The organism is Romboutsia sp. 1001713B170131_170501_G6 (assembly GCF_015668195.1).
Taxonomy (GTDB): domain Bacteria; phylum Bacillota; class Clostridia; order Peptostreptococcales; family Peptostreptococcaceae; genus Romboutsia_C.
In genome coordinates this window covers 558,945-573,964 of record NZ_JADPFC010000001.1, presented here as the reverse complement: position 1 = coordinate 573,964, position 15,020 = coordinate 558,945, and the positions used below count along the sequence as shown (strand labels likewise).

General features: G+C 25.6%; 24 protein-coding genes. 8 read left to right on the top strand and 16 right to left on the bottom strand.

Features of this window, described 5'->3' with window-relative positions; all coding sequences use genetic code 11:
* Nucleotides 1-70: 70 nt before the first annotated feature.
* Together I4U89_RS02925 and I4U89_RS02920 are read left to right on the top strand one after the other, a co-directional pair.
* On the top strand, nucleotides 71-514 hold the full coding sequence (locus tag I4U89_RS02925; protein WP_195938167.1) for a hypothetical protein: 444 nt from the start codon (nucleotides 71-73) through the stop codon (nucleotides 512-514).
* A 53-nt stretch (nucleotides 515-567) separates the two neighbouring features.
* A complete protein-coding gene (locus tag I4U89_RS02920) occupies nucleotides 568-1,182 on the top strand; it encodes a hypothetical protein (protein WP_195938166.1) in 615 nt (204 codons plus the stop codon).
* A gap of 494 nt (nucleotides 1,183-1,676) precedes the next feature.
* Here the strand turns inward: I4U89_RS02920 and I4U89_RS02915 are convergent, their stop codons facing one another.
* From I4U89_RS02915 to I4U89_RS02900, 4 genes are all read right to left on the bottom strand, one after another.
* Nucleotides 1,677-2,207, bottom strand: coding sequence for a hypothetical protein (locus I4U89_RS02915; protein ID WP_195938165.1), 531 nt, complete (start codon nucleotides 2,205-2,207; stop codon nucleotides 1,677-1,679).
* A 25-nt stretch (nucleotides 2,208-2,232) separates the two neighbouring features.
* Nucleotides 2,233-2,556 (bottom strand): RNA-guided endonuclease TnpB family protein, encoded by a 324-nt coding sequence (locus I4U89_RS15650; RefSeq protein WP_330615532.1) that lies wholly within the window; start codon nucleotides 2,554-2,556, stop codon nucleotides 2,233-2,235.
* 189 nt (nucleotides 2,557-2,745) lie between these two features.
* On the bottom strand, nucleotides 2,746-2,901 hold the full coding sequence (locus I4U89_RS16010) for a transposase (RefSeq protein WP_442971111.1): 156 nt from the start codon (nucleotides 2,899-2,901) through the stop codon (nucleotides 2,746-2,748).
* A 310-nt stretch (nucleotides 2,902-3,211) separates the two neighbouring features.
* Entirely contained in the window at nucleotides 3,212-3,625 is a 414-nt protein-coding gene (locus tag I4U89_RS02900) for a universal stress protein (protein ID WP_195938163.1), read from the bottom strand.
* Nucleotides 3,626-4,033: 408 nt separating this feature from the next.
* On the opposite strand from I4U89_RS02900, the gene I4U89_RS02895 reads away from it, so the two are divergent.
* Nucleotides 4,034-4,507 (top strand): MarR family transcriptional regulator, encoded by a 474-nt coding sequence (locus I4U89_RS02895; RefSeq protein ID WP_195938162.1) that lies wholly within the window; start codon nucleotides 4,034-4,036, stop codon nucleotides 4,505-4,507.
* Nucleotides 4,508-4,775: 268 nt separating this feature from the next.
* Nucleotides 4,776-5,897, top strand: coding sequence for an MFS transporter (locus I4U89_RS02890; protein WP_243279124.1), 1,122 nt, complete (start codon nucleotides 4,776-4,778; stop codon nucleotides 5,895-5,897).
* Between the two features lie 330 nt (nucleotides 5,898-6,227).
* Here I4U89_RS02890 and I4U89_RS02885 read toward each other — a convergent pair whose 3' ends face one another.
* The 4 genes from I4U89_RS02885 to I4U89_RS02875 form a co-directional block, all read right to left on the bottom strand.
* Complete coding sequence (locus tag I4U89_RS02885) at nucleotides 6,228-6,419, bottom strand: PspC domain-containing protein (RefSeq protein WP_195938160.1); 192 nt, start codon at nucleotides 6,417-6,419, stop codon at nucleotides 6,228-6,230.
* A 58-nt stretch (nucleotides 6,420-6,477) separates the two neighbouring features.
* Nucleotides 6,478-6,792: a hypothetical protein gene (locus I4U89_RS15645; RefSeq protein WP_243279123.1), complete on the bottom strand. Its 315-nt coding sequence runs from the start codon at nucleotides 6,790-6,792 to the stop codon at nucleotides 6,478-6,480.
* Nucleotides 6,793-6,980: 188 nt separating this feature from the next.
* The gene (locus tag I4U89_RS15640; protein WP_243279122.1) at nucleotides 6,981-7,304 is read right to left on the bottom strand and encodes an MBL fold metallo-hydrolase; all 324 of its coding nucleotides are present in this window, start codon (nucleotides 7,302-7,304) and stop codon (nucleotides 6,981-6,983) included.
* 150 nt (nucleotides 7,305-7,454) lie between these two features.
* Nucleotides 7,455-8,099: a VanZ family protein gene (locus I4U89_RS02875; RefSeq protein ID WP_207744107.1), complete on the bottom strand. Its 645-nt coding sequence runs from the start codon at nucleotides 8,097-8,099 to the stop codon at nucleotides 7,455-7,457.
* A gap of 207 nt (nucleotides 8,100-8,306) precedes the next feature.
* Between I4U89_RS02875 and I4U89_RS02870 the strand changes: the two genes are divergently transcribed.
* From I4U89_RS02870 to I4U89_RS02860, 3 genes are all read left to right on the top strand, one after another.
* Nucleotides 8,307-8,669, top strand: a complete 363-nt coding sequence (locus I4U89_RS02870) for a DUF3796 domain-containing protein (RefSeq protein ID WP_195938159.1) — start codon at nucleotides 8,307-8,309, stop codon at nucleotides 8,667-8,669.
* 4 nt (nucleotides 8,670-8,673) lie between these two features.
* Nucleotides 8,674-8,856 carry a helix-turn-helix transcriptional regulator gene (locus I4U89_RS02865; RefSeq protein ID WP_195939200.1) on the top strand — a complete coding sequence of 61 codons (183 nt, stop codon included), beginning with the start codon at nucleotides 8,674-8,676 and terminating at the stop codon, nucleotides 8,854-8,856.
* 125 nt (nucleotides 8,857-8,981) lie between these two features.
* A complete protein-coding gene (locus tag I4U89_RS02860; protein ID WP_195938158.1) occupies nucleotides 8,982-9,455 on the top strand; it encodes a GNAT family N-acetyltransferase in 474 nt (157 codons plus the stop codon).
* Nucleotides 9,456-9,571: 116 nt separating this feature from the next.
* Here I4U89_RS02860 and I4U89_RS02855 read toward each other — a convergent pair whose 3' ends face one another.
* From I4U89_RS02855 to I4U89_RS02825, 7 genes are all read right to left on the bottom strand, one after another.
* Nucleotides 9,572-10,207 carry a hypothetical protein gene (locus I4U89_RS02855; RefSeq protein WP_195938157.1) on the bottom strand — a complete coding sequence of 212 codons (636 nt, stop codon included), beginning with the start codon at nucleotides 10,205-10,207 and terminating at the stop codon, nucleotides 9,572-9,574.
* A 48-nt stretch (nucleotides 10,208-10,255) separates the two neighbouring features.
* A complete protein-coding gene (locus I4U89_RS02850; RefSeq protein WP_195938156.1) occupies nucleotides 10,256-10,615 on the bottom strand; it encodes a PH domain-containing protein in 360 nt (119 codons plus the stop codon).
* 315 nt (nucleotides 10,616-10,930) lie between these two features.
* Nucleotides 10,931-11,287 (bottom strand): hypothetical protein, encoded by a 357-nt coding sequence (locus I4U89_RS02845; protein ID WP_195938155.1) that lies wholly within the window; start codon nucleotides 11,285-11,287, stop codon nucleotides 10,931-10,933.
* Nucleotides 11,288-11,385: 98 nt separating this feature from the next.
* The gene (locus tag I4U89_RS02840) at nucleotides 11,386-11,712 is read right to left on the bottom strand and encodes an arsenic metallochaperone ArsD family protein (protein ID WP_195938154.1); all 327 of its coding nucleotides are present in this window, start codon (nucleotides 11,710-11,712) and stop codon (nucleotides 11,386-11,388) included.
* A gap of 152 nt (nucleotides 11,713-11,864) precedes the next feature.
* Nucleotides 11,865-12,608: a metallophosphoesterase family protein gene (locus I4U89_RS02835; protein WP_195938153.1), complete on the bottom strand. Its 744-nt coding sequence runs from the start codon at nucleotides 12,606-12,608 to the stop codon at nucleotides 11,865-11,867.
* Nucleotides 12,609-12,619: 11 nt separating this feature from the next.
* Nucleotides 12,620-13,012, bottom strand: coding sequence for an ArsR/SmtB family transcription factor (locus I4U89_RS02830; protein ID WP_195938152.1), 393 nt, complete (start codon nucleotides 13,010-13,012; stop codon nucleotides 12,620-12,622).
* A 160-nt stretch (nucleotides 13,013-13,172) separates the two neighbouring features.
* A complete protein-coding gene (locus I4U89_RS02825) occupies nucleotides 13,173-13,685 on the bottom strand; it encodes an ECF transporter S component (protein WP_195938151.1) in 513 nt (170 codons plus the stop codon).
* A gap of 169 nt (nucleotides 13,686-13,854) precedes the next feature.
* Here I4U89_RS02825 and I4U89_RS02820 point away from each other — a divergent pair, with 169 nt between their 5' ends.
* Entirely contained in the window at nucleotides 13,855-14,172 is a 318-nt protein-coding gene (locus I4U89_RS02820) for an N-acetylmuramoyl-L-alanine amidase (protein ID WP_195938150.1), read from the top strand.
* Nucleotides 14,173-14,344: 172 nt separating this feature from the next.
* Here the strand turns inward: I4U89_RS02820 and I4U89_RS02815 are convergent, their stop codons facing one another.
* A complete protein-coding gene (locus I4U89_RS02815) occupies nucleotides 14,345-15,013 on the bottom strand; it encodes an ABC transporter ATP-binding protein (RefSeq protein ID WP_195938149.1) in 669 nt (222 codons plus the stop codon).
* Nucleotides 15,014-15,020 lie beyond the last annotated feature (7 nt).

Below are 15,020 nucleotides of genomic sequence, written 5' to 3'. Positions count from 1 at the left end.
TATATTTTAAATATACTTTTATTCTATAAAAATTATCATAAATATAAAAAAGGAGTGGGGAGTAAGTTATATGAAAAAGTATATTATAATATTATGCTGTATTATATTTGGTTCTGTATTAATAATAGGATGTAGTAAAAATGAACAAGATGCAAAAAATAATTATCCTATAATTAAGACATCTACGGCTAATAAAACAGAGATAGGGGAATTATTATTTGAGAAATATCTGAAAGATAGTTATGAGAATTATGTAAATGATGAAGGTAAAACTATAAACATACTCAATGACTATAATATAGTTAGTTCTGAATTAACAGATACCCAAGGAAATGACACATTTTTGGTTGGAATACACTATGAAGTTCAAAGTATTGACGGATACTCAACTGTATTTATTACAGGCAATGGTGTTGAATATGAAGATAACTGGATAAAAGAAAAATATCAAATTGTAGAAGTTAAGAAAATAGCAAAAGATAAATATACGATAGTAGGTGTATATACTGGATAATAGGATTGGTATTAATATCTACTTTATTCGATTATATATTGGGAGGTTATCATATGATAAAAACTAAAAACAAATTGTTTGCTTTTTTACTAGGGTTATCAATTCTTCTTGTTTTTAGTGTATATATATATAAGCACACTATATTTGAAAAAGATTCTATAAAAGAAGTATTAGAAACGTTCATCAAAGATGATTACAACTATAGTGGCGGAAAGAATGATTTTTCAACAGTTGGCAATGAAAATTTAAAAAAATATCTAATAGCAAGAAATACAGCAAAATCTACTAATTATAAAAGAAATTACACAAAAGTTCTTTCACAAAATTTTGAATTTGACTATAAAGGTTTTGTGAGATCTGGTGATTGTGTAAAAGTTAATGTTTATATGCTTGAAAATTGTTCATATGAAGATGAAGATACTGGAGAAATATATGATGCTGGAGCAGGAAATGATTATGTAGTGTATCTTTCCAAAATAAAGGGAAAATGGAAGGTTATGTCTGCAACAATTAAAGTTAATGCTGATGCAGTAGATGATGAGTTTGATGTAAATAAAGAATTAGGTTATGAAGGAAAGAAAACACATGAAAGTATTAATAAAAACTTAGATAAAATGCTTGATAGACTTAATTATTTAAATGAAGTGTATTCTAAATCTCTAAAATAATTTATAAAAGCTCCAAAGATATATATATAATAATTTTTAATACCTAAAGTTTATAACAAATTTCTAATTTTAGTTTAGTCACTAGTTGTATATTTAGAATGACCACGAAAACATCTGTTTTGGTAGACACTTATCTCATATTGTAGTTTAAAGCTAAGATATAAATGAATTTGTATAGCTTCGTGTAGAGGTTATTTAACTTTAATTCTATTTTAGAGACTACTATATTCAAAGTTACTATATACATCAAAACTATAAAAGAGTTATGTAAGAGACTATTTTTTAATCTCTACATAACTCTTTAGTCAAAATATAAATTTGGAATATAAAAATATAAATTTGGAATATTATAGAACAATCATATAAAGTATTTAGTTTGCATCTATGATCTATAAATTGTAATATCATTTTAAATTGTGATTTGTAATATATAAAACTTATTTTAAAAACTAAAGTAATATCCAAATTTAAATTCTGACTTATATCACAATAGCTTATGCTATAGTAATAACATTTTCATTGTTAGCTTTATTTATTGCTAACTCTAACTCTAATAACTCTTTATCTATATTATCTAAAAATCCTTGCATTTTTATTTTATCAAAATTAGGTTCACAAACATTATAATATACAGAAGTTGCTGCTGCATCAACCTTTCTAATCTTTGATGCTTTAGATTGTTGAATTATATTCTCTATCATTTCTCTTTCAATTCTAAGCATTCTAGATTTATTTAATGCACCTTGTATAGTCATCTTAGTTCCTAAAACTTCTATTTCAACTATATTATTATATTTAGATATTTCCGTTTTTATTTTATGTATTTTCTTAGATATTTCAAAAAAATCATTAAACACTTTTTCAAATTCGAATGGCTCATTGCATAAATGTTTTTGATTATCTAATTCTAGTATATATCTCACTGTACTATTTTCAACTTCTTGTAATAAATATATCTTTTGATTATATGATTTTTCTAAGTCTGATAACTTTATAATTGCTTGACTTATTGTTAATTGCTCCATTTAAATTGCACCACCTCTACAAATATTATATCATTTCATCTAACATAATTTCTTTACCATACCATTTAGCTTTATATTCTAACATTCTTCTGAACTCTGACCAACTTGCTTCGCTTATAGCTTTCGCTAATTTATGATTTTTTACCATGTTCTTTACCTTTAAGTCCTCAATAACTATAACTTGGTTTTCGCTTATTAGTTTAGTCGATAACTTATTTAGGAAATAGGCTTTTTGATCTGCTATTTTTTGATGTAGTTTTTCTACCTTAAATCTAGCTTTATATCTGTTATTACTTCCTTTTTGTTTTCTTGATAAGTCCTTTTGTAATTTAGCTAATCTTTTTCTGATTTTCTAAAGTACTTTGGATTATCCCACTTTCTATATACACGGTACCTTTATACATAGTACCTTTTTGGTTATTTGTAGTATAACTATGATAATTAGTTTTCTTCGATCTATACTTAGGGAAACCTACAGATTTATCTCTAAAGAAATTCTTATAGGCTTTGTCTAAGTTCATTTGTTCATTAGCTAGTGCTAAACTATCAACTCTACTCCATAATTCGGTGCAATATCTACAAATATATCTTTTAGTCTATCTGATATAGAGTCATTTATTACTTTACTTCTATATTTGATACACATGACTAAATGATAATGTAATGCGAATACTGAATAATTATAAGTTAAAATTTATAACAAATTTTCCCCTTTATAATTCTCTTTAGGTTTACTAGATAATTTTATTTTATAGCAAAATATTTTTCAAAACAAGACTTTTATTTACATATTTTTTATGTTATTTTTTTATTCATTACATATATAACTAGTACTGAAATTTGCATTTTCAGAATAGTTAAATATAAAAAAGAGTATATCTATTAAAATTACTACATTTCATTAAATACATTCTTTTTCTTTTTTTAGTTTTTATGAGACTTTATTTATTAAATACTGCGCATCATTTAATTTATTATCTAATCTTTAAAATTTAATACTCTTACTATTCAGGTACTATAGTAACTGTACATTTAGATTTTTTTACCACATATAAAGTTACAGAACCTATAGAATCAATAAAATTCTTTTTAGTAGATTTGGTCATTATTATTTCATCAAATTTACCATCTATTGATTTTGATATAATTTCTTTGCCTGGATCTCCTAATATCCAATATTTTTCTACTTTATATCCTTGCAATTTATTCTTAAACTTTTCTAACATAATACTTGCTTCTTTTTGAGATTTTTCTATCTTCATATCAATAATCATTGGATTTGTAATATTAGTTAAGCTAATATCACTAACAGTTATTAATACTATTTCAACTTCATCTTTAGAAAAATTATTTGATACAAAATCTAAAGATTTTTGGCTTCTTGCTGTTCCATCAATAGGAATTAATATTTTTTTCATTTCTCAACACATCCTTTTTAAGAAATATTAACTGTATAATTAATATACTATCAGAAAATTTTGTAGAAAAATAGTCTTTTTTGGAAAACATTTTCTAAATCATTGTAAAAATATAAATATTTTATAAATAATAAAAATGATTAAATTTAAGAATGCAAATTTCAACTATTACTTAAATTTTATTTTATAGGCTAATTAAGTATTTAATATAAATTTAAAGTCCTTAACATCCAAATAAATGGATTCTAAGAACTTTTTTATTAGATCTCTTTAAATATGTTTTTACTGAAGTCTTAAATACCCTTTCTATTTAGTATTATAAAATGCTTTTATATTTTGATATTGTTGAAATAGAAACAAAAATTTAATATACTATTGTTAATACGCCAACGGCTAGGAGGACAGGTCATGAATAAAGAAGAACAGGTCTTAATGGGTTTTAGGGACTTATTTAACAAGATAGTTTGGCTTAATAAACTTAAGATGGAAAAGAGTCTTAAGGGTTATAAGTCTTCTGAAGTACATTGCATAGAATACATTGAAAGAAATGTAGATTCTAACGTTACAAAACTTGCGGAGGCCTTTTATATGACTAGGGGCGCCATGAGTAAAATAACTAAAAAACTCCTAAAAAAAGATATTATTGAAAGCTACCAAAAACAAGACAACAAGAAAGAAATCTATTTTAGGCTTACTAAGCAAGGGAAAGAAGTTTATAAAATCCATGAAAAACTACACAAAGAGTTTCAAGAGCGGGATAAAGCTGTATTTGAACAGATAACTGAGGAACAATTTAACAGTATGCTTAGTTTCATAGAAAAGTATCGTAGGCATTTGGATGCAGAAATAAAGAAAACTGGTATAGATATTAAGTCTAAATAAATTTGAGTAATGAAAATAAAACCACAGGCAGCCCAACTCTATTGAGAAGGGCTACTTTTTTTCGTTATTATTTTGTTGACAAGGAAACAAAATGATAATATAATATTTTTGTTTCCAAGGAATCAAAATAATAATTTTTGAGAGGAGAATTTAAATGTTCAAATTTAAATCAAACTATAAACAAAATGCAGAACAAGCCATAGATAAACATGCTTTAATATTTGGTCTTATCTCTGTATTTCTTTGTGGAATAGGCTTCAGTATCATAATGCCTGTCGTCCCATTCTTAGTTGAGTCTTATACAAGCAATCCAAAAGATCAAGCTATAATTGTTACACTGCTTACCTCTGCTTATGCGGTCTGCGTATTTTTCGCAGCTCCCGTACTTGGAGCTTTAAGTGATAAGTATGGACGTCGTCCATTGCTTTTATTATGCCTTTTAGGCTCTGCAATCGGGTACTTAGTTTTTGGTATAGGAGGAGCTCTATGGGTGTTATTTGCTGGGCGCATAATAGAAGGTATAACAGGCGGTAGCATAAGCACTACCTTTGCATATTTTGCAGACATTATTCCTCCAAATCAGAGAACAAAATACTTTGGATGGATGAGTGCAGTTGTAGGTCTAGGCACTGTTATTGGACCAACTCTAGGGGGATTTCTTGCCAAATTTGGTTATTCTGTGCCTATGTATTTTGGATCTATAATAACTTTATTAAATGTTGTTTATGGAGCATTTTGTATGCCTGAAAGTCTTGACAAAAATAATAGACTTAAAGAGATTACTTTTGTAAGAATGAATCCATTTTCACAACTTGCAAATATACTTTCCATGAAAAACTTAAAAATGCTACTTATTTCAGCATTCTTACTTTGGATACCAAACGGATCTTTACAAGCAGTTTTTTCACAGTTTACAATGGATACTTTCAATTTGAAACCTGCACTAATCGGGCTTATGTTTTCAATTATGGGATTACAAGATATCATTTCACAAGGTTTCATAATGCCAAAGCTTTTGAAAATACTTAGTGATAAACAAATAGCAATTCTTGGAATGGTTTCGGAGATTATAGGATATAGTTTTATTGCAGCATCATCTTTGTTCTCATTCTACCCTCTTTTTATATCTGGAATGTTTATATTTAGTTTTGGTGATTCAGTCTTTGGGCCTTCATTTAATGGAATGCTCTCTAAGTCTGTTGATTCTAGTGAACAAGGAAGGATTCAAGGAGGTAGCCAATCTATTCAGGCTTTAGCAAGAATAATTGGTCCTATAATTGGAGGTCAAATCTATGTATCACTTGGTCATGCTGCACCCGCTTTTATGGGTATGATGCTTATAGCAGCTGCAATACCAGTTTTGTATAAGGGTACGCATTTAAATATGTAAACTACATAACAATATAAATAATTAAACTAATCTTAAAATTTTACTTTAAAGACTAATTATGTGTTTTACATAAGGTTAATGCCCTAGGTGTAATAAACTAACTTGAATGAAGTAAATTTAAAAATGAATTAGTATAAGTACTAGGAGCTACTAAATTTGATTATAGTATGAATTGTAACTATATCTTTTATATTAGTACCTGATTGGATTTTTGAACATAATTCATATAATTTTGGTATATTATAATAAAAGAGGTAATTAGGATATATATCCTAATTACCTCTTTTATTATTCATGAAACCATTAATAAATTTACAAATTTGTATGTATTTAGCCTATGCTTCTCTTAGGCATCAAAAAAATTAGAGCTATGTAAATTGGTATTGTCATTTTACCCAATAAAGTAAATATTACAAAAACTATTCTAAGTGTGTTTGATTTAAATCCAAGAAAGTCAGCAATTCCACCACATACCCCTGCAAGCATAGCATCTGTTTCAGATAAGTACATCTTATTTTTCATAAATCTCCCCCTAGATTTAAATATTATACCTATTTTTAACTTTAATTATATTATACTATTATTTGATTTCAATTACTTTACCTGTTGATAAATATTTAATTTGATTTTTAAGGCGTTGTTTTAATATATTAAATGGTTTTATACCTGTACAGTGATAAGTATAAAAATCCATATTTTTTGTTGATAATTTTTCGCTCATTAACTCAATAAACTCATAGCTTTCACTTTTCATTGATACAGGATTAAACAAGTGAAATCCAGCAATAGTAATATCTAAATTATTACCAATTATCTTTTCTGCTGTGTCTATAATATTAGTTATACCACAATGTGAACAACCTGCAATGAGTATATATTTATTGTTTTCTTTCAAAATAAGATTTTGCTCGTGCTTAAAATTATCTTGAACATATTTATTTTCTTCTTTTTTAGTAGTGATTTGTTTGAATTTGGAACTAAATTATCTCCTTCAACATTTGAAAATAAATACGTACTATCATCTAATTCATAATTACCATCAATTAAAACAATTCTATCATTATTCTTAATTCTAGCATCTAATCACACATAATATTTTGCATACTTTATTATTGAAGTATAATAAGAGTCAAATGCATTTTTATTAATATATATTTTTGCCTTATCATTTTCATTTAAAAATAATTTTAATCCACCTCCGTGGTCCTTATGTCCGTGAGAAATAATAACTATATCAACATCAGAGATATCAATGTTTAGTTCTCTAGCATTTTTTATAAATGTATCATCTGGACCTACATCAAACAAAATACTGTGTTCTCTGGTTTTAATATGTAAGCACAATCCATGTTTTTTCTTATATTCTTTTGATATGGTAGTATTTTCAACCAAAGTTGTTATTATCAAGTTTAATCCCCCAATCTTTTCCCTCAATAAATTAGTAACTAGATTTTTAACGTATAACCATCCCATCTATTGATATTATACAATACTAAAGTTAGCCATCTAATAAAAAATAATTTATATAAAGCTTTTTAATATATACAATAAAATAGCTTAGTTAAGGAAAAGATACCAATTGTACAAGAAAAATTCTCCTAATACAGATAATATAAGATACATAATAGCCTCATTTTTAGATATGGAAATAGTAGTATATGTATCCATAGTATCTTCATTTTTAGATATAAAAGCAATTTCTTTATTTATACTATTAAATAACTTACTTACAAATACCCATATAAAATACCCCAAAACAGCACCTAAAGAATTCATCATTAAATCATCAATATCTGTAGCTCTATGGTTGAATAATTGACAAATCTCAATTGCTAATGAAAAACCTACGCCAGTTAAAAATACTCTAATATGATTTCTAAATCTTTCCCAAATCAAAGGAAGTAAAAATCCTAAAGGCATAAACATAATAATATTTAAGATATAAGTCAAAATACCGTCTGAGTTAAATAAAATTAAATTTATTTCTTCTAATCTAATAATTTCACTATATTGATCTATATCCCATATACTACCAATTCCTGCTACACTAAGTGCTAAGTATATATAAATTAAGAAAATATAGACCCATATTAAATGTGGTACTAAATATATTTTCTCTTTTAAATCCCCTTGTTTTATAGCAATTATTTGATATATTAGACAAGGTAATATTACACAAAGAAATGGATAAATAATAGACATAATTATAAGTTATCTCCTTTCAAAATTTAATTTATTTATTAATATAAATACTAGCATAATAGCAATTTTTAAATATTAAGAAAATATTAAGAAGCTCTTAATATTTATTAAGATGTATTTTTCAAATTTAAGTCATAATATAAAGTTAGTGTGATATATATGTAATATAAGGATATAAATATATCACATTAACAGGGGGATTTATTAATGAAATTGGTAAGGAAATATTCAATTTTATTTGCACTTTGTGGATTTTTAGGCTTTAAAGAATTAAACAGTGATCCGTTAGGACTTATATATTTTGCCTTCTTTGGTCAATTAGGTAATTATTGGTGGTACAAGCTAGGTGATTGTGAGGATGAACGCTTAATTTACAATAAACATAAAGCAGGTTACATAGCATTTTATACAGGCTTTGTTCTATTAATTATATCAAGTGTATTAATTAGGCTATATACAATAGATTTACTAACACTTTATAGATTACAAGTATTAATAATAGCATTTACTATTGCAATATCAATTAATTTATGGGCATTTTTAACTTACAAATTTGATACAGGGAACTAAAATTATAGCAAAGTTTATTAGTAATTTTAAAAAGTATCGTCAATTTAACGAATTAACTCAAGAAGAATTAGCTAATAAAGTTAATATTAGAAGGGGAACTATAGCTCGCTTAGAAAATGTAAAATACAATCCTTCACTTAAATTGGCTATTAGAATTTCAAAGGAGTTAAATACTCCCATTGAATAATTATATTATATTAAAAAGTTTATATAAAATATTTTAAATCAGCTATTTAGAAATATTTTAATTAACCAAATGATAACTTAAAATAAGAATTTTATAGTAAATAGAAATTTTGGAGGAAAAGAAATATGGAGATAAGAGAATATAAATCGAGTGATTGTAATAAAATCGCAGATTTATTTTATAATACTGTTCATTTCATTAATGCAAAAGACTATACACAAGAGCAATTAAATGTATGGGCTACAGGAAATGTTGATATTTATGAATGGAATAAATCTTTTTTAAATAATTATACATTAGTTGCAGAAGAAAATAATATGATAGTTGGCTTTGGTGATATTAATACTGAAGGATATTTAGATAGATTATATGTACATAAAGATTATCAAAATATTGGTATTGCTACTGCCCTTTGCGATAGATTAGAAAAACGATACTCTGTAGAACACATTATAACTCATTCATCCATAACCGCAAAACCATTTTTTGAGAAACGAGGATATGAAGTAATAAAAAAACAATTTGTTGAGAGAAATGGTGTAAGAGTAACGAATTATATCATGAAAAAACATATAAATTCCAATTTATCTGCATATTAAATGAGTAATCTTAAATTTATAAGGATTTTACTCTTACTATAAATTTTATCACTAGTGTATAACACATCCAACAAAAAAGAGGAACGAATCGTTCCTCTTTATATCTTAATTATTTATTAGTTATTTATAACATACCCATCATCTGGAACAAATTTCACTGTAACTCCTTTTAATTCTATATTAGTGCCATCCTTTAATACTACATTTTGTTCTTCTCTTTGATAAAAATCATCATTTCCACTTACACCCATTATTAGATTTACTCTAAAGTCAGATGACATTACGTTTCCTCCACCTTTTACAGCATATACATCATATACACCTTCTGGTATATCCTTACCTACTAAATAAGTTCCATTTCCTAAAGTTATACTTCTTGCATCTAATTCAGCTTGTTTCTTTGCTTCTTCTTCTTTTTTCTTCTCTTTAGCTATTCTTTCTTGCTCTTTTTTATTTTCTTCTTCTTTTTTATGAGTTTCTATTTTCATAGCTTCTTTTTCTGCATCTTTCATCTCAAAGAATGGCTTTGCTTCATCTACTTTTGCTTGTAGTTCATTTACCTTCTTCTTTGAACTTTCTAGTTCATTATTTACTGTATCATACTTTGATTTTAATTCATCATAATCAGCTTTTGATACCATTCCAGATGCTCCCATACCTATTCCTAAGAAAGCTGCTACTACAAATGTGGCTATGTAGCTTATTACTTTCTTTGCACCCATTTCCTTAATTTTTGCTAAAAACTTATTCATATAATTGCTCTCCTTGATATAAAATTTATTATTCCTATTTAAAATTTTTTATACTGCATCACTTATTAATCTACCTATAGCCATTACATCTATTCCTTTACCTAGTTCAAACTCATATTGAACACTACCTATTACTAACTTAACTTCACTGTCTAAATCAAAACTTCCAGAACTCTCTATTGCATAGCTGTTTATTTTGTTGTAATGGAAAAATCTAAATTCTTTTTTCTTTCCTGTTAATCCTTGAATATTAAGCATTATTGCTCTTTTGTCTGTAAATACAAGTTCATCTCTTATTCCTTTAAATGAGTATATTATTTCTTCATTAGTTCCTAAGAAATGTCTAAATCCTTCATGTTCTTTCCCCATATTTTCAAATCCAAAAAATCCTAATTTAACTATATTCATACTTTCTCTCCTTTTCTTAATTAAATTTATTACCAAATATTGCGATTTTTGGCTTCACCATATTAATTATACATATCCACCTTGTCGAAATTTGCAATTTCTAGTCGACATATTGATTTTTTTATATTTTAAAGTATAATTTACAGTTAAATATATTAATATATTATTTTTTTTATTTAATATATCTTTAAATAAAGCCTTATGAAAAATATTTATTTAAATAAAAAAGTGACTAGAAATTTTTCTAGATCACTTTTTTATTTCTTTTATTAAGTTGTAAAATCATATAAATAATACAATCAAAATTTAAACTTTTTATATACATTCTTTTAAAGATTCAACTCTCTCGTTTAGAGTGTTTAAATATTTTATTCTCGCTTCATATTGTTTAATTGTTAATGACCCTAACTGTGGTTGACTGTACATAATAGATGAATTTTGAATCTCATAAAAATTATCAAATTTTATATCTAAATTGTTTTCTTTGGAATAATCATTAAGGATATTTACATATTCTTCAATTTTATTAAAGTGTTTTTCGTGAAGTTTTACAAAAGGTGTCATTAACATAAAGATAATTCCGTTAGTTGTATACATAAATATACGTAAATTAGATTTTGACTTTTTTATATGATTTTGTATAATCTTACAATCATTTTTAATATTTGACATATAAATCTCCCCTTTTATTTATAATTATATAATATATTAGTTTAAATATAATAGTTACGATTTATATCAAATATACATACATATATTAATATTTAAAATTAATTACTAGCTTGTATATATGCTTTAATTTCTTCTATATTTGGATATTCTCCATATTTAAAAATCTCATCATTTATAAATATTATAGGTAACTTTTTATTGCTCATTTCCTTAACTAACTTATTTCCACCTGTATTTATTAAAAAATCTATTTTTTTAGGTCTAACTCCATACACATCCACCTTATAAGTTAAAACTTCTATATCATTATATTGGTACTTTAACATATTTAAATCTTGATGAAATTTTGAAGCTTTCATATCCTTAGATGTATCCGTTAAACCTTGTATTCCATAATTCATTGATTCTAAAATCTCTATTCTCACAATTATTCATCTCCGATATAATTTTATTTTACAAACTAATATATAGTTTTATTTTCTAATTCAACAAATACTTCTTACTTATATAAACACATTCAAATTTGTGAATATGTTTACTCATATTTAATATAAATATTTTATCTTAAATTATAGATTTATTTTGAGCTACCTTCTCTTATAAGTCTTGCAAATTTATTTGGTAGTATTTCATTTTCCTCAATTTCTTTTGCTAGTTTCTCAAAATTATATTCTACTTCAATTATTTCAACTTCAACACTTGAAGAAGTTTTTACTAACTCATCATTATTTTTTATATCTATAATTACATAATTTGCATAAGGTCTATTAGTCTTTGGCTTTCCTACACTTCCTGCATTTACAAGTAATTTTTCTCCATAATACTTTGCATATGGTATGTGAGTATGACCACAAACTAATATATCTTCTACCAACTCGTTCATAACTTCATCTGCTTCTTTAGAGTTTTCCTTTAAGTATTCATTTATTACTCTCGTACTTCCATGAACAAATCTTATAGTTTTATTGTTAAAAATTAATACTACTTCTTTCGGAAGATTTCTTAAATATTTTTTATTTTCTTCAGTTATTTCTTTCCCTGTAAAATACATTGAAAGTCCAGCATTATGAGCATCTTCAGTATCTGGATAATCACATCCACATACTATTTTAGAGTTTCCTATAGCATCATCATAATTTCCCATTATAGTAAGTATACTTTCTTCCTTTATCCTATGTATAACTTCATTTGGTCTTGTTGCATAACCTACTAGATCACCTGTGCATACTGTCATATCTACATTTTTTTTATCAATATCTAATAGAACTTTATCAAGTGCATATATATTACTGTGTATATCTGATATTACTGCTATTCTCATGTTCTTTACTCCTAAATTGATTTTCTTTTGTTAATTTTACAAATTATATCTTTAACTTTAGATACATTTTCACAATTTAACCCAGCATCTTTATAGGCTATTAAAATATCATAGTCATATTTTAATTTTTCTTCTTTATCTAATTCATTTTCTAAAAAAACTTTTATAAAATTATATTTTTTTAAAGTTTTTTCATCTAATTTATAATACACATATTTTGCCTCTTTGTAATAAGTAACTATATTAGCATTCATTAACTTATTCAAATGCCTAGATGCATTAGATTGTGTAATTTCAAGTATTGATTTAATTTCACAAACACATAATGGGCCTTCTCTTAAAATATTAACTATTCTTATTCTAGTTTCATCTCCTAAAGCTTTTAACATTTGTATTATTTTCATAAAATCTCCTTTATCAAATTATCATATTCACTTTTAATCATATGTTATGCTAAAAATTTAATTTTGTAAACTATTATATCAATTCTTTTTTATCTCTCTCTTATTTATAATTAGATTAATATAATAAAAATAGCCAAGGATAAAATCCTTAGCTTTATTTTTAGTGTTGAGCCTTAAGACGCTTTACATAACTTGTTTTTCTTAAAGAGCAAGTAATAGGAACTGCTATAACTATACTTGTTATTCCTTGAACTATGTTTGCTGGTATAGAACCTGCTGAAACTAAAACACCTCCATTTAATAATATACCTGCTAAGAAGTAACCAATTACCATAACTATACTTCCTAGTAAAGTTGAAGAAACCATATTTATAATTGTATGTCTTTTTAATATAGTAACACCTACTATATATCCTTCTAATCCTTTTATAATAAGAGTAAATAATGCCCAATGAGAATATCCACTTAAAATATCTGCTAGTGCTGAACCTACTCCCCCTGCAATCATTCCTGTAAATGGTCCAAATAAAATTGATGAAATAAATATTACACTATCACCTACATTTACATATCCTTGTGTACCAGGTATTGGAATTTGGATAGTCATTGTAGCAAGGCATACTAAGGCTATCATAAGTCCATTTATTACAATTTTTTTAGTTTTATTATCCATATTACTCCCTCCAAATTTTGAGTATCTTATAAATTAATTATATTTATATTTATAAAAATTCTCAATATTAATTGTAACCATACAATTTGTTTTTTAAGGACAAACTTAACTCATACACATATATTAATTTAATCTAAATCATCTCTCTAATAAAAAAGGAGTTGATAATATGAAATGGTACTTAGACTTTGGGCATGGTGGCAAAGACTCAGGAGCATTGGGAAAGTTTTCAAAGGAAAGCGATGTAGCCCTAAAAATAGGAAGCTTAATAAAAAACTCATTAGAAAAATTAAAAGAATTTTATGTACTTAAAAAAACAACTATTCCTGATATTTTAATAGAGATATACTTTATATCAAATATAGAATTTGAGAAAAATATATCTAATAATTATTTTCTAGAAAATATAGCAAATACAATATCTAATGAGCTTTTATCTTTTGTAAATAAGGAAACGAAAAATAAAAACTATATCGTATGTGTATAGGAGATTTTGAGGATAGAGAAAATGCTATAAATTTTAAAAACAAAGCTATATCAAAAGTATTTAGTGATGCTTATATAGTATAAATTTGTATCCATATTTTACTAAAGCTCCCATTCAAAAGGAGGAACAATCTGTTCCTCCTTATTTTCCATAAATTCTAAAATTTAATTTTTTAATTAGATATAATTTTACCATCACTAATAGTTATAATATTATCGGCACTTTTAGCTATTTCATCATTATGAGTTATCATAACCAATGTCTGCTTATATTCATTAACGCAAAACTTTAATATATCAATTACTTCATCAGTTGTTTTACTATCTAAATTTCCAGTTGGTTCATCTGCAAATATGACTGATGGTTTGTTTGCAAGTGCACGAGCTATAGCTACCCTCTGTTGCTGACCTCCTGATAGTTCATTAGGAAATTTTTTAATTTGAGATTTAAGACCTAATTTATTTATTAAATCTTCTATGTACTCTTTATCTACCTTTTTACCACTAATTGAAATAGGAAGCACTATATTGTCATAAACATTTATAACTGGTATTAAATTAAAACTTTGAAATATAAATCCAATTTCTTCTCTTCTTATCTTAGATAGTTTATCGTCATTTAAAGTATATAAATCTAAATCATCTAGAAATACTTTTCCAAAATTCGGTTTATCAAGTCCTGCCAAACAATGAAGTAATGTACTCTTTCCTGAACCACTTTTCCCAATTATAGCTGTGAATTTATGAGGCTGTATTTCTAAATTTATTCCATCAATAGCTCTTACCTCACTATCGCCTTTTCCATATATTTTTCTTAAATCTATAGCTTTTAAAGTTTTCATAACTTAA

Excerpts from the sequence above, each read along its gene's own strand:
- I4U89_RS02925 (WP_195938167.1), top strand. The coding sequence starts at position 71 with ATGAAAAAGTATATTATAATATTATGCTGTATTATATTTGGTTCTGTA.
- I4U89_RS02920 (WP_195938166.1), top strand. The coding sequence starts at position 568 with ATGATAAAAACTAAAAACAAATTGTTTGCTTTTTTACTAGGGTTATCA.
- I4U89_RS02915 (WP_195938165.1), bottom strand. The coding sequence starts at position 2,207 with ATGGAGCAATTAACAATAAGTCAAGCAATTATAAAGTTATCAGACTTA.
- I4U89_RS02900 (WP_195938163.1), bottom strand. The coding sequence starts at position 3,625 with ATGAAAAAAATATTAATTCCTATTGATGGAACAGCAAGAAGCCAAAAA.
- I4U89_RS02895 (WP_195938162.1), top strand. The coding sequence starts at position 4,034 with ATGAATAAAGAAGAACAGGTCTTAATGGGTTTTAGGGACTTATTTAAC.
- I4U89_RS02890 (WP_243279124.1), top strand. The coding sequence starts at position 4,776 with ATGCCTGTCGTCCCATTCTTAGTTGAGTCTTATACAAGCAATCCAAAA.
- I4U89_RS02885 (WP_195938160.1), bottom strand. The coding sequence starts at position 6,419 with ATGAAAAATAAGATGTACTTATCTGAAACAGATGCTATGCTTGCAGGG.
- I4U89_RS02875 (WP_207744107.1), bottom strand. The coding sequence starts at position 8,099 with ATGTCTATTATTTATCCATTTCTTTGTGTAATATTACCTTGTCTAATA.
- I4U89_RS02870 (WP_195938159.1), top strand. The coding sequence starts at position 8,307 with ATGAAATTGGTAAGGAAATATTCAATTTTATTTGCACTTTGTGGATTT.
- I4U89_RS02860 (WP_195938158.1), top strand. The coding sequence starts at position 8,982 with ATGGAGATAAGAGAATATAAATCGAGTGATTGTAATAAAATCGCAGAT.
- I4U89_RS02855 (WP_195938157.1), bottom strand. The coding sequence starts at position 10,207 with ATGAATAAGTTTTTAGCAAAAATTAAGGAAATGGGTGCAAAGAAAGTA.
- I4U89_RS02850 (WP_195938156.1), bottom strand. The coding sequence starts at position 10,615 with ATGAATATAGTTAAATTAGGATTTTTTGGATTTGAAAATATGGGGAAA.
- I4U89_RS02845 (WP_195938155.1), bottom strand. The coding sequence starts at position 11,287 with ATGTCAAATATTAAAAATGATTGTAAGATTATACAAAATCATATAAAA.
- I4U89_RS02835 (WP_195938153.1), bottom strand. The coding sequence starts at position 12,608 with ATGAGAATAGCAGTAATATCAGATATACACAGTAATATATATGCACTT.
- I4U89_RS02830 (WP_195938152.1), bottom strand. The coding sequence starts at position 13,012 with ATGAAAATAATACAAATGTTAAAAGCTTTAGGAGATGAAACTAGAATA.
- I4U89_RS02825 (WP_195938151.1), bottom strand. The coding sequence starts at position 13,685 with ATGGATAATAAAACTAAAAAAATTGTAATAAATGGACTTATGATAGCC.
- I4U89_RS02820 (WP_195938150.1), top strand. The coding sequence starts at position 13,855 with ATGAAATGGTACTTAGACTTTGGGCATGGTGGCAAAGACTCAGGAGCA.
- I4U89_RS02815 (WP_195938149.1), bottom strand. The coding sequence starts at position 15,013 with ATGAAAACTTTAAAAGCTATAGATTTAAGAAAAATATATGGAAAAGGC.